Consider the following 13,601-nt stretch of genomic DNA (forward strand, 5'->3'; position numbering starts at 1 on the left):
TTTCAACCCCTGGCGGTTGTGGCAACACCACTAGAGTACAAGCAACATAGGAAAAAACCGGGTTTCTTCTAACTTTGTCCTAATTCCGGTGGCCGCCCCATTAAGCCCGTCATCAAGCGCAAGGCTAAAAACCTCACTGGGGGAATTGTCCGCAAACACCACAATCCGAAGCGGCGAAATGCGACAATTGGCAGCCAAGTATTGGAAAATAATTCGATTGATAGTGGAGTTGCTATGGGTAATGAAGTAACGAATTGATCTTGTTCAGAAACTTCGCCAGCAGTCGTAGATGAGTAAACCCGATTTTCTGAGCAAGATAGTACCATAAATCCTTCTCTATTATTGTCCCATTTTAAGTTGTTTTTAATCTGAGAGATGCACTCACTAACATTCTGTTCGTACAAACTATCTATGCGATCGCAGTGCCATTCAAATACCACAACCCATTGAGGTTGCTCAGTCAAAATCAACTTGAGAAATTCATCAAAACTTTTACCTTCCCAATCTATCTCTGAGCCATTCACCTCGGATTCTAACAAGTCTAATCCTTGCCCTTGCACTGAAAAATTCAGCCATTTCATATTTTGATAAGCCGAAGGTAAACGCTTGATTATATGGGGTGGAATTTCTCGCTCTACTAATTTTATATATTTGCCCCACAGGTAATATTTTTCTCCTTGAGGATATTCAACACCGCCCCAAGTAAAAGTTTCCTGATAACATTCTAAATACTCAAGAGTCTGTCTTGTAGAAAGCAATATTTCAAAACAGGCATCCATAATTTCTCCTTTAGTTAATCAACATCTCTGGGATACCACCAAAATTTTTGCAATCCACATTCCCATCTTTTCTGTTCCCAATTGTAGCGGAATTCGTGGATATGGGGGTTGGGGTGATCTGATGGGCCGATCGTGGTGTGTCCAATCTACTCTACCCCAAGGCACATCATAGCCATTAGCTTTTGGCCAAGTTGACGAGGGAAAGGTTGCTGACTGGCGGTAAAAAATGCGATCGCTTCCTTCTCTTCTTCCAAGTGTTGTATGGGGTACTCCTTCTGCTAGTGGATCGGGTAAGGGGATATCCTCTCCCTGTATTGTTTGCTGTGTCAGAGAGAATTCTGGTATATAATACTCGCTGTTTGTTGACAGAATCTTCTCCTTTTAATTTATTGATTGTAAAATAATAAAATAAAATTGCGGAAAAAATTGCTCAGTTAATTACTTGGGAATTTGTTCCGCAGATGTCAGCGCACGATCGGAGGGCTTCAGCCCTCACTACGAACCTAATTTTGCCCTAATTCCGGCGGCCGCCCCATTAAACCGGTCATCAAGCGCAATGCTAAAAACCTCACAGGAGGAATTGTCCGCAAACACCACAATCCGAAGCGGCGAAATGCTACAATTGGTAGCCAAGTATTAGAAAATAACCTGTCTAGAAAATCCGTAAATCCTAACACGATTAAATTCTCTTTTTTCCGCCAGTTGTGATACCGTTTTAATACTCGCAAGTCGCCGATGTCTTCGCCTTTTTGGTGCGCTTGCTGCAAGATTTGGCCGATCGCCCCAGCGTCACGAATGCCCATATTTAAGCCCTGTCCGCCCACGGGATGACAGCAGTGGGCAGCGTCGCCAATCAGTGCTAATCTGGGCAACACGTAGCGATCGCTCTGCATTAACTGCACCGGGAACAAAAAGCGATCGCTCTCCAACTCCAAACTCCCCAAAATCCCGCCCGTGCGTTGTTCCAACAAAGCTAAAAACTCTTTTTCGTCCATTTCTTGTAAAGCTTTTGCCTCCGCGTGCGGTGCAGTCCAAACTACTTGACAACGGTTCCCCGGTAATGGTAAGACTCCCATCGGGCCGCTCGGCCAAAAGCGCTCAAAAGCGATATCATTGTGCGGTTTTTCTGCTTTAATGGTGATCGCAACGCAGGATTGCCAGTATTTCCAGCCGCGAGTGCTGATGTTGGCTGCGGTGCGGATGCGCGATCGCGAACCGTCAGCAGCAACTAATAATTTGGTGCGAATTGTCCTAGTTTCGCCGTCTTGTTTAATTTGAATTTCAGCCGAATTAGTTAAATATTTTACTTCGACTACTTCCGCCGGACAAACCCAACTAAAATTCGGGTTTTTTGCTAAGGATTCATGCAAAGCTGACAGCATGACTCGGTGTTCGCCAACATAACCTAAAGCCTCTTTTGGTACGGGTAATTTGCCAGTATTTCCCAAGTCGGGGCGGTGGAATTCGACGACGCCCGGATAGTCGCCGTCGCACAGGCTAATTTGCTCGAAGGTGGTAATTTTGGGCAAGATTTGTTCCCACACGCCGATACTTTCTAAGATCATTCCCGATAGCAAGGTGACTGCGTAAGCTTGTTTTTTGGCGGCTGCTGCTGCGGGGAGTTGGGTTTCGATGATGGCGATTTTTAATCCGGAATCTTTGAGGGCGCAGGCTAAGGTTGCGCCGACTATGCCACCTCCGACGATCGCGATATCATAGTCGAGTGTTGGTGTTTGGGTGGAGGCTGTGGTTACAGAAAGTTGGTTTACAGGCATTTTCAAGGGTTTTATTTAAGTGAATAATCATATTTACTATTTTATTGTAAAGAATTATTGCGATTTTGGGCGATCGATCGGCCCAGAAGGAGAGGGGGAGAGGGGGAGAGGCGGAGAGGCGGAGAATGGGAGAGAGGGCGAGGATCTCAAAATGCAAGTCCTGGATGCACTCGCAACCTCAGAAACCCGGTTTCTTTCGATATTTCTCGTGACTAAACATAAAACTCGTAGAAACCGGGTTTCTCGCCCCCGCGATGGCTGAGAACCTCAGAAACCCGGTTTCTTTCGATATTTCTCGTGACTAAACATAAAACTCATAGAAACCGGGTTTCTCGCCCCCGCGATGGCTGAGAACCTCAGAAACCCGGTTTCTTTCGATATTTCTCGTCACTCAACCCAAAACTCATAGAAACCGGGTTTCTCGCCCCATGCGTGACTCTCAGAAACTAATGACAACTGTCAACTGTCAACTGACCACTGACTACTGACTACTGACTAATGACCAATTCCTTGATGTTTTCCGTCGCCAACGCAGAGACTTTCTGGCAAATGGGAATCTCGATGACAAACTCTGCACCTTCCCCGGGTGCGGAAATACACTGCAATTTGCCTCGGTGTTTTTCAACGATAATTTGATAGCTGATTGAGAGTCCTAAACCAGTGCCTTTGCCGACTGGTTTAGTCGTAAAAAATGGGTCGAATAACTTGCGAATGACTTCAGAATTGATTCCCATCCCGTTGTCAGCAATCCGAATTGTTACCGTGTCTGAATTCACACTGGTGTTAATCCGAATGGTGTTGGGGCTAGCATATATTTCTTGGGCAGAACGCTTGCTGTTGTACTCTTCGAGGGCATCGATCGCATTTGCTAACAGATTCATAAATACTTGATTGAGCTGACCTGCATAACACTCGACTTTTGGGAAGTGGCCGTATTCTTTGATAATCTCGATCGCCGGACGAACTGCATTAGCTTTGAGCTTGTGCTGCAAAATCACTAAAGTGCTTTCGATTCCTTCGTGAATGTCTACTCGCTTCATCTGCGATTCGTCGAGTCGGGAAAAGTTGCGTAAGGATACAACTAAGTCGCGGATGCGATCGGCTCCTACTTTCATTGATTCCAAAATCTTCGGAAAGTCTGCGATTAAGTAATCGACTTCAATATCTTCGGCTGCTTCGCTAATTTCTGGGAGGGGATTTGGATATTTTTCCTGGTAAAGGTGGAGCAAATCGAGTAAGTCTCGCGCGTATTGGCTGGCGTGGGTGATGTTGCCGTAAATGAAGTTAATCGGGTTGTTGATTTCGTGGGCGACTCCGGCGACTAGCTGGCCGAGGGAGGAGATTTTTTCGGTTTGGATGAGTTGAGTTTGGGTTTCGTGCAAGTCGCGGAAAGCTTTTTCGAGCTGGGCTGCTTGCTGGCGGTACTGTGCGGCTGATTGCTTGAGTGCTTCCAAAACTTGGACTCGATCGCTAATATCTGTGTGAGTGCCCACCCATTCGCGAATGCTGCCGTCTGCTGCTAAAACTGGCACTGCGCGCACCCAGAAGTGGCTGTAGCTGCCGTCGGCGGCTCGCAAGCGGTGCTCGACTTCATAAAGGTTTTTGGATTCTACTGCGTGCATCCAAGCTTGCGCCGTCAACTCGCGATCGTCTGGGTGAATTGCCGAAACCCAGTTTTCTGTAGCTTCTTCCAAAGTTTGACCTGTATATTCCATCCAGTCGATCAGTGCGATCGGCTTTCCCTCGGCGTCTGTCATCCATACCAGTTGAGCGGTAGCGGCGATCAGCGATCGGTAACGTTCCTCGCTCAGACGCAGCGCTAGCGAGGCTTGTTGGCGATCGCTGATGTCGCGGGCGATAGTTGAAATGTATTCGAGTTTGCCGTCGGGTGCTGAGTGGGAGATGATGACTTGGCTGACGGGAATTTCGACTCCCGATGCTGACACGAAGGCTGTTTCTCCGCTCCAAACGCCTTCTGAAATTGCGGTGGCGATCGCGCCTTTCAAGGTGCTGTGGGCTGACGCTGCTGTGAATTCTCCAACTTGCAGGTGGGATATATCTTCGTTTTCGTCGATACCCACCATTTTTCTGCCTGCTTTGTTGATGTAAACGGCGTGTCCTTCCATGTCGCAGATACCTACAAAATCCGGCGTTGCTTCCAGAATTGCTGCCAGACTTCTGTTGGCAACTTCGGCTTGTTTGCGTTGCGTAGCTGCCGCCACGGCATCGGTAATATCCCGCGCGATACTAACTATACCGCCGATCTGTCCTTGCCCGTCCCGGTAAGCGTTTTTTGTCGAAAGAAATGTCCGCAATTTTCCTTGGACTGGCAGTTCTTCTTCCATGACTTCCGTTTTTCCCGCTGTCATAATTTGGCGATCGCTTTTCCGAATATTGCCCGCAATTTCCGGCGGAAATAACTCGCTGTCATCTCTGCCGATAATTTCCTCAAAAGACTTGCCAATGATGCTAGCTCCCGCAGCGTTGAGCATCAGATAGCGGCCCTGAATATCTTTGACAAATAGGGCTGTCGGTGTACTGTTGATGACTGTCAGTAACAGGTTATAGTTTTTTTGCAGCACCTGCTCTGTTGCTTGAGAGTCGAGAATTTGCTGCTGCAATTGCTCGTTGACGAGTTGCAGTTGGAGAGTCCGTTTCTCAACTTTAGTTTCTAAGTCTGATTTAGCTTTTCTTAGTCCCAGTTGGGCTCGATAGCGCTTCCGGTCTGCGGTGCAGAGAGTTTTCGCATTCTGCCAAATCAGAACTGTAAAAATAATCACGTTCAATACGGTTAACAGCGATAGTCCTAGCTCTGGTTCGTAGGCTTGGAACCGCTCTCCCGAGATGATGAAATAACCCACTAAAGGCGGGATAATTATTGCCTGCGGCAACAAGCGCCTCGCCATGATGCCGCCCGCGCGATCGCTCGCAATTACTGCTATCAATCCTCGCTCTGGATTGGCAAACAAAATGCCGAGGCTCAGCAACATCAATGCTGCGGCGGTGTGCAAAGCCATTCCTGTATGAGGGCCAATTTGGTAAAATAAAGCTTTGCCGTAGATGTAGCCGATCAAACCCAGAAATGCCATTAAAAATGCACAACAGCTTAAGATTTGAACCCGCAGGTATTTAGGGCGACGTTCTGACAGCAGTAGTAAGGCTGAACCCAGGAATAAAAAAGCAGCAGCTGTATTCGGTGCCATGCGTCCCGGTGCTGAGGAGCTTGTCAGGCTGGGACTTTCTTGAAATAGCAGTTGGTCGATGCCTAAGTCTAAATTAAAGCTATATTGAACTAGGGTGAGGAGGCTAATTAATATAATTAAAAATGAACTGCTATAAATTAATAAATTATCAATTTTTTGATGCTTGATTGTTGTTAATTTGGCGCGCCTGCGCTGTTGGAGGAACAGAGAAAAACCGCCCAAAATAAAGCAGACCGCAGTGTTTGCTTTCATGCTCACGAGTCCGGGCAGAATGCTTTTTAAGAGTTGTAGGTCGAATATCCAACCCAAAATGACTGTACAGCCGATCGCGATTACTGCAATTCCAGCTTTTTTGGAAAAAGACTGAAGCGCAATAATTGGGGTTGAGGGCGGCTGCACTTGTTGTACTCGTTTAAAAAATACCAATTTCTTGCTCCCTCAAATGATGTGGGTTTCTACGTATCAAAGGTAACAATCAACACTGTACTTATATTGTTGCCAGCTATACAAAGCTGCTCAAGATCTTGTTAAAACTGCTTGTTTAGCACATAATACTCATGATTTTATCCAACTTGAGATAGAGTGTCAACTGAAAGTCGCAGGCTCTTATCTAGAAAGCATTCGTCAGAATTCAAGAAGTTTTCTTGATTGTTAGTTAAAACAAAACAATCCTGGTTCTTAATTCGCTGTGGCGGATTGTGGGGAAAGAGTGCGATCGCCCGATTTATCAACTGGACAGAGTGTTTTTACTCAGTTGTTTGAGGGGCAAGGGTAGCGGATCGGGCGATCGGCAAGAAGATCACTAGGATGGTAAACTGGCTGTGGCGACTGCGGGAAGGCGGTTGAAACCGCTCCTTGTCAAACGAAGTCCGCCTTCGCGGACTCAAGAGGGAGTATTAAAGCCGGATTTGGTAAGTAGGTGGGTACAAATAAACATTAGATGGGGAGGGCGGGTTTTGCCTTGATAAACTGGCTCGTATCATAGATTCTTAGCTAAACCCGCCCCTACAAGATACTATTGTTTTTTTGCAATGACCTACTTATTAAATCTCAAATCAATGATGTTGGGTTTCGTTCTTTAACTACTGATTACTGACTACTGACTACTGTCAACTGTCAACTGTCAACTGTCAACTGTCAACTGTCAACTGTTGAAGTGCGAGCATTGCTTCGGTTGCTGACGGGTAACGCTGGGGGAAAGCGTACAGCACCATTTGGTCTAAAACGCGAGCAAACTCGGGGGTGACAGTGGCATTTTTCTGCCAAATGAGATTGCCTAAATTATCGACTCTGAGTTGTTTGGGCCGCATCCCTGTCAAGGCTTGAATGCCGATGATCCCGACAGCATAGATGTCGCTGCAAAATTTCGGGGAGCCGATGGCTTGTTCGGGGGGAATGTAGTCTTGCTGAGTGCCGCCGCGCGATCGCGTTTGACCGCTGCTGTTTTGCGAGGCGTTGATTTCTTTAACTGCTCCGAAGTCAATTAATACAATCTTGCTGTCTGATGCGCGCCTGATTAAGTTTTGAGGGTGAACGTCGCGGTGAATTACATCTTGTTTGTGAACGAAAACCAGCACTTCTAAAATATCTTTCAACAAAGCAATAACTTGAGGTTCTTCCCAGGGTTGACCTTCGATTAGTTCTTGATACAGGGGTTGCCCTTCGACAAATTGATAGACTAAATAAAAATATCCATCTTCTTCAAATCTAGCTAACAATTCCGGTATCCGATCGTGTTGGCCCAAGCGATATAACACCCGCGTTTCGCGATCGAATAGGTGGCTGGTTCTGTCTGACTGGCTTTTCAGGCGCTTGACGAGGCACAAAGGTCGATCGGGCAAATTTTCATCTTCAGCCAGATACGTATCGCTGTAGTCGGTGCTCACCAAGTGTTCTCTGATTCGGTAACGCATCCGCAGCAGCTTTTCCAAGATCGGATCGGCAGGTTTACGGGGTTGTGTGCCTTGTTGTAAAGTTCTCATCATGCAGTCCCAAAGATTTGCTCCGACTACTCTTTCTTCTGGTTCAATAATTTCTGCTTGCTTCAGTACCTTGGTGATATCTTTCCACAAGTTGTAGCCGACATACCGCCCCAGGTAGCCCACTGTATAGTTGCGGGCGATCGGATAGTTTTCCTTAATTTCTTTGTACGTCAAACCCTCTATAACGCCTTGAATTATCGCCTTTTGCAACGGCTTTAGGCGTTTTTGTGTTTGTTCGTACACCAGATCGTCTAAACAAATGATTGCTTCTTCTACCGTCATAGTTTCATGGCTTAACTTACTTGTGCAGCTACACATTTTATTTTGATATTTATGTTATAGACGGTTTGGTTGAAATTTACTAAATTTTTCAAAATTTGAAATATATCTTGATAAATATGACTTTTATGAATCAAGATTCATGACTTTTATGAACTCAATTGACTTGACAAATGGTTGATGTGTTAGTGTGAATTCACGAATTTTAATCAGGACTTAGGCAAAGGTAATTTGACGCGCTATTCATCAGCCTCTGTGTGCTTACGGCGCACGCTACAGATAGAGGTTCTGCGTCCAAGACGGTAATCAAGAGTAATGAAGCTGAAGTTATACTGAGAGAGAGAAAATTAATTAATTTTGAGAGATGATGGAAGCCGATTATCACAAGGCATTAAAACAGATAGAAACGGGAGATTTATCAGGTGCGCTGCAAGGCCTCGATCGCATTCTGAAAAAAAATCCCAAGTTCGCACCAGCTTACCGCCCCAGAGCACAAGTGCGCGAACAACTCCAGGATTTACCAGGTGCGATCGCCGATTACAAGGAAGCGATGCGCTTGCAGCCGACGGCGATGTCATTTGGGGAACGGGTTTCAATTCAGTCGCAGATTATTGACCTCGAAAATGCGATCGTACAGGCGCGCTTGCTAAATTCCGCAAAACACTTGTCGTCACCGCTGTTCTTCTCCGAAGCGCGCGCTAAGGTCGATCGCGGGGAATATTCAGAGGCTTTGTCCGACCTCGATTTAGTGTTGCAAATGCAGCCCGATCGCCCGGAAGCACTTTGTCAGCGGGCCAAGGTGCACGCCAAGCTGGGAAACCCGAAAGCAGCAGTTGAGGATATCGCCCGCGCCCTGCAACTCGAACCGGAAAATCGCGAACTTCGCTGGCACCGGGGAGTTGTGCGCTTGTCTGTCGGAGATGGAGCCGGCGCAGTCTTGGATTTTACACATTTAATGCAGTTTGAGGGCGATCGCGATCGCCTGTTTTTGCAGAGGGGACACGGATACTGCTTGCTGGGAGACTTGGACAAAGCTTTCAAAGATTACTGTAACGCGATCGCAATGTCCGATCGCGATGCCGAAGCTTTTGCCAGTCGCGCGGGCGTAGCCGAAGCGTTGGGGGATGTCGCAGGGGCGATCGCCGATTTCCAGCAAGCGGCAGCTCTTTGGCTGAATCAAGGCAATTGGGAAGCTCACAAACAGGCGATCGCGCAAGCCAAAAAAGCGGCAGAATCAAGCATCATTCGAGTCCCGATTAAAGCTCGTTGGGGAGGAGTTCCAATCGTTGAAGTTGTCTTGAATAATGGTTGTGCTTTTACATTCGAGCTGCTGTTGGATACCGGAGCCAGCAGGACACAAATTACGCAACGGATGGCGGATCTCCTGAAAATTGTGCCGTGTGGAACCTGTCAGTCAATGATTGCTGATGGTAGCGTTGTAACGTTTGACTTAGGTTGGGTGCAATCTTTAGCAGTGCAAACTGCCGTTGTACGCAACATTCAAATTTCGATCGGTGATAATCGGCTCACCTATGGGCTTTTAGGACAAGATTTTATGGCTCGTTATAATGTGCAGATTCTCGAAAACCAAGTAGAATTTAAGCCCCGATAATTTATAGAAAACAGGCCAGATGCCTATTCTACAAATATCAGCAACAGGCAAGATGCCTATTCTACAAATATCAGCAACAGGCATCTTGCCTGTTCCACAACAAATAAGCAACAGGCAAGATGCCTGTTCCACAAATATAGAAGAAGGAGGGAAGAAATAAGGGGGAGAGAATGGGAGAGGAGGAGACGGCTATCAATTACCAATTCCCAATGCCCAATTCCCAATGCCCAATTCCCAACTACTTAATCTTATTCACATAGCCCCACAAACTGTAATCGCGACTCAGCCAACCCCGGAAAAAAGCCATTTGACTCGGATCTTCCTGCACCCGTTTGTAGCGGTAAATAATCCGTTCGTTAATCATTTGTAGCGCTGTATTTTTGTTATTAGCGGCTTTCAGCGCTTCCCTGGTGCGCGCGTCAAAAATGCCGCTTTGCGGCAATCCTAAAGCTTGCTGCAAAAATGTAATAGAATTGTTGATGCCGAAATTAACAGCAGTGTCAAACATGACGATCGCCAAAGCAGGCTGCATCGTACCCGAAAGACTAGAATCCCAGTAATATTTATAAATTTCTAAGAGCTCTGCTTCCGACATCTGCGTCACATCGAGGGGCGGCAGCCCGCGACTGTAGCGGTAGGAGTTGTATTCTGTTTGCAGGATGCCCCGATAAGTTCTACCGCCCTTATCTGCGGGGTGATTGCTGAATCCACCCTCAAAATATAGAGTGAAATAAAGCGCTGTTTGAAATAATTTCTGCCGAAAGCTTGCTGTCTGCTGTTGCTGCGCCAGAGTCTTTTGGGCAAAGGGTAAGGGGATTGCCAAGGCTAACAAGAGTATCCCCAGTAGGAGGTTTGGTTTCCACTTGATGTGATGTTGGCGCTGTGTCGCTTGCTTGTCGCTCATAAATTCTCTGTGACGATCGCCCGTAGTTCCGCTAAAACTGCTACTCTGCAAATTAATCTAGATTCAACCTTTAACTTGATAGCACAGATAGGCCGCCAAATGAATTCCGATTTTCGCAACCAATCAGAAACACCCCAATTTGAAGATGCTGCATCGCTGACTGTCGTTGCAGAAACCTATTACTCCCAAGGCAATTTAGCAGCAGCCGTTGCTGCTTGTCGCCGAGCTCTGGAATTGCAACCGGATTGGGCGGCGGCTTACGTGACAATGGGTAACGTGCAGCAAGCAAGCGGGCAAATTGAGGAAGCGATGCGGTTTTATTCGGAGGCGATCGCCCTGAATCCCGATTTTGCTGAGGCTTATGCTAATTTGGGGAGTATGCTCTACAAGCAAGGGCGTTTGGTAGAGGCGATTGTTAATTACCAAAAGGCGATCGAACTTAAACCAACTTTGGCTGCTGCTTACTGGAATTTGGCAAGCGCACTCAAGCAGCAGGGGCAGCCGGATGCAGCGGTAGCCTACGAGCAAAAAGCTCTCGAACTCAATCCCCATCTGGCTCAGGTAGATTTTCACATAAATTTAGGCGATCGATTAGCGAGACAGGGGCAGTTAGATGAGGCTGTGGCTGCATGGCAACGGGCGATCGCTTTCAAACCCGATTTACCCGAAGCATACTGTCAAATAGGCATAATTTTGCGCCACCAGGGCAAGTTTAAAGAGGCGATACCCAACCTGCAAAAAGCCCTAGAAATTAAACCGGATTTTATTGCAGCCCACCAACATTTGTGCGGCATCCTCAGAGATACTAGCGATTTAGTAACCGCGCGGCAAGCTGTTCACAAATACAGCCAAATGTGCGCCGAAACCGATCCGATAATGACGGCGATTTACTTCATCAGCACCTATCAAGTATCGGGATTGAATCAAATTGCAGGCGAACGATTTTTAGAACTAGAATCGTACTTGCAGCACAACTTAGAAAGGGCGAGTTCGGTAGAAATTAAATCGCTTTATGCAAACTTATTATTCAGCACGCCCTATTTGCGAGATGACTTGGCAGCCAACTCTAAACTTTACAGATTAATTGCCCAAAAGTACATCGAAAAATGTATCAAACCTAATTTTTCTCAACCCGCAAATTATCGTTCCCCATCAACAGTCCAATCCAGCAAGTTAAAAATCGGGTTTTTGTCCAATCACTTCAGTCGCCATTCTGTAGGTTGGTGCAGCGCTGACATCATTCGCGAATTGTCCGACATCACGCCTAATGTGTATTTGTACGCTTCCGAAAGAATTGTTCCTGACGATCGCACTCAGCAATTTGAAAGTTTGGGAAAACTGACTTTTCCGAAAACGTACCCGAATGGACTTGCCAATTCCGCAGAAATTATCGACCAAATTCAGCAAGATGAATTAGATGTTTTAGTCGATTTAGATTCTCTCAGCGTACCAGTTCACGCTGACATTCTCTACCAAAGACCCGCACCAGTTTGTGTTTCTTGGCTGGGATTTGATGCGCCTTACATATCGCGGGAAAATTACTTTCTTACAGACTGGCACTCGCACCCCGCTGACAGAGAAAAATATTATGACGAGCAGCTAATTAGGATGCCGGATTCCTTTGTAGCGGTGTCAGGTTTTCAGAGATATGGAGTCGATCCGGTTGCATTGAGAAAGTCGAATCGCATCGGTTTGGATCAAATAGTTTATCTGTGCGTCGCTCCCGGCAGAAAATTTAATCGCGAGTTGGTAAAAGCACAAATTGCGATTCTCAAAAAAGTGCCGAACAGTATCTTAATTCACAAAGCTTTAGGCGATGCAGCAGTGTTTGAGGCTGCGTATCATCAAGCTTGCGAAGCTGAGGGAGTCGGCCGGCATCGAATTAAGTTTTTGCCGAGGTTTGCTACGGAGGAAGAACACAGAATTGTCTATTTGCTGGCAGATGTTTTGTTAGATTCTTATCCTTATAATGGAGGTACTCATACTTTAGAGGCTTTGTGGTTTAATTTGCCTGTGGTGACTCGCACCGGAGAGCAGTTTTTGTCGAGAATGGGTTATTCGTTTTTGCAGGCTTTGGGAATTGAAACTGGTGTGGCTTTGTCTTGGGCGGAATATGTGGATTGGGGTGTAAAATTGGGTAAGGATGGTGATTTGAGAAATGCAATTAAAGCACAGTTGGTTAAGTCTAAGGATGCAGCAAGTTTGTCGCCACTTTGGAATCCGAAAAAGTTTGCTGGTGATATGTATGCAGTGTTTGAAAAATTGTGTAAAATCTGAATAGATAGTATGATATCCACTGGAATGACCGCGAGTGCATAGGTTTGTAGTGAGGACTTTAGTCCTCTGATTTATGCGGACTAAAGTCCTCACTACAAACCGAGAAAGGTTATTTGATCGAAGGCTATCTAACTACTGACTACTGACTACTGACTACTGACTACTGACTACTGACTACTGACTAATGACACTACCAACTATTAAGTTTTTGAAACAGCCGACTTCGGAAGCTTGGATCGAACAGGCGATCGCCCATTTTGATACAATCTTATTAGATCATTCCCACTGCGAGCGGAAAGCGGCGGGAGTAGCGTTAAATTTAATGTTTCGCTACCCAGCGCGGGAAAAATTGGTGAGGATGCTAACCGCCATCGCCCGCGAAGAATTAGAGCATTTCGAGCAAGTCAACCAGCGGTTGGAAGAGCGCGGCATCGCTTTGGGCCCTTTGGCGGCGCCTCCCTACGGTGCGGGTTTGTCGGGGCACATTCGCAAGCAGGAACCGGAGAGACTTTTGGATTCTTTGTTGGTTTCTGGTTTGATTGAAGCGCGGAGTCACGAACGGTTGGGGCTGCTGGGCGAGCATTGTCCTGATGCGGAATTAGCTAAGTTTTACCGCAGTTTGATGGCTTCGGAAGCGCGCCATTATGGGGTATATTGGATTTTGGCAACAACTTATTTCGATCGCGCTCTTGTGATTGAGCGACTGGAGGAATTATCATTGGTAGAAAGTGAGTTGCTGGCAACTCCTTATCCTGAACCGAGAATTCACAGTTAAAAGTTGGGTGCATTT

8 protein-coding genes are annotated in these 13,601 nt (G+C 46.4%); 3 read left to right on the forward strand and 5 right to left on the reverse strand.

Annotation, left to right across the window (positions count from 1 at the left end; genetic code table 11):
* Positions 1 to 68: 68 nt before the first annotated feature.
* From QUB68_RS17770 to QUB68_RS17785, 4 genes are all read right to left on the reverse strand, one after another.
* Positions 69 to 779, reverse strand: a complete 711-nt coding sequence (locus QUB68_RS17770; protein WP_332994916.1) for a hypothetical protein — start codon at positions 777 to 779, stop codon at positions 69 to 71.
* 503 nt (positions 780 to 1,282) lie between these two features.
* The gene (locus tag QUB68_RS17775) at positions 1,283 to 2,554 is read right to left on the reverse strand and encodes an FAD-dependent hydroxylase (protein ID WP_332994918.1); all 1,272 of its coding nucleotides are present in this window, start codon (positions 2,552 to 2,554) and stop codon (positions 1,283 to 1,285) included.
* A 488-nt stretch (positions 2,555 to 3,042) separates the two neighbouring features.
* On the reverse strand, positions 3,043 to 6,183 hold the full coding sequence (locus QUB68_RS17780; protein ID WP_332994919.1) for a PAS domain S-box protein: 3,141 nt from the start codon (positions 6,181 to 6,183) through the stop codon (positions 3,043 to 3,045).
* Between the two features lie 704 nt (positions 6,184 to 6,887).
* Entirely contained in the window at positions 6,888 to 8,057 is a 1,170-nt protein-coding gene (locus QUB68_RS17785) for a serine/threonine-protein kinase (protein WP_332994921.1), read from the reverse strand.
* A gap of 325 nt (positions 8,058 to 8,382) precedes the next feature.
* On the opposite strand from QUB68_RS17785, the gene QUB68_RS17790 reads away from it, so the two are divergent.
* Positions 8,383 to 9,630: a tetratricopeptide repeat protein gene (locus QUB68_RS17790; protein WP_332994923.1), complete on the forward strand. Its 1,248-nt coding sequence runs from the start codon at positions 8,383 to 8,385 to the stop codon at positions 9,628 to 9,630.
* 238 nt (positions 9,631 to 9,868) lie between these two features.
* Here the strand turns inward: QUB68_RS17790 and QUB68_RS17795 are convergent, their stop codons facing one another.
* Positions 9,869 to 10,534: a glycoside hydrolase family 108 protein gene (locus tag QUB68_RS17795; protein ID WP_332994925.1), complete on the reverse strand. Its 666-nt coding sequence runs from the start codon at positions 10,532 to 10,534 to the stop codon at positions 9,869 to 9,871.
* Between the two features lie 99 nt (positions 10,535 to 10,633).
* On the opposite strand from QUB68_RS17795, the gene QUB68_RS17800 reads away from it, so the two are divergent.
* On the forward strand, positions 10,634 to 12,811 hold the full coding sequence (locus tag QUB68_RS17800) for an O-linked N-acetylglucosamine transferase, SPINDLY family protein (protein WP_332994927.1): 2,178 nt from the start codon (positions 10,634 to 10,636) through the stop codon (positions 12,809 to 12,811).
* A 184-nt stretch (positions 12,812 to 12,995) separates the two neighbouring features.
* Positions 12,996 to 13,586 carry a tRNA-(ms[2]io[6]A)-hydroxylase gene (locus tag QUB68_RS17805; RefSeq protein WP_332994928.1) on the forward strand — a complete coding sequence of 197 codons (591 nt, stop codon included), beginning with the start codon at positions 12,996 to 12,998 and terminating at the stop codon, positions 13,584 to 13,586.
* The last annotated feature ends 15 nt before the right edge of the window (positions 13,587 to 13,601 follow it).

This window comes from Microcoleus sp. A006_D1, from assembly GCF_036702805.1.
Lineage (GTDB): Bacteria > Cyanobacteriota > Cyanobacteriia > Cyanobacteriales > Microcoleaceae > Microcoleus.

Excerpts from the sequence above, each read along its gene's own strand:
- QUB68_RS17770 (WP_332994916.1), bottom strand. The coding sequence starts at position 779 with ATGGATGCCTGTTTTGAAATATTGCTTTCTACAAGACAGACTCTTGAG.
- QUB68_RS17775 (WP_332994918.1), bottom strand. The coding sequence starts at position 2,554 with ATGCCTGTAAACCAACTTTCTGTAACCACAGCCTCCACCCAAACACCA.
- QUB68_RS17785 (WP_332994921.1), bottom strand. The coding sequence starts at position 8,057 with ATGTGTAGCTGCACAAGTAAGTTAAGCCATGAAACTATGACGGTAGAA.
- QUB68_RS17790 (WP_332994923.1), top strand. The coding sequence starts at position 8,383 with ATGATGGAAGCCGATTATCACAAGGCATTAAAACAGATAGAAACGGGA.
- QUB68_RS17795 (WP_332994925.1), bottom strand. The coding sequence starts at position 10,534 with ATGAGCGACAAGCAAGCGACACAGCGCCAACATCACATCAAGTGGAAA.
- QUB68_RS17800 (WP_332994927.1), top strand. The coding sequence starts at position 10,634 with ATGAATTCCGATTTTCGCAACCAATCAGAAACACCCCAATTTGAAGAT.
- QUB68_RS17805 (WP_332994928.1), top strand. The coding sequence starts at position 12,996 with ATGACACTACCAACTATTAAGTTTTTGAAACAGCCGACTTCGGAAGCT.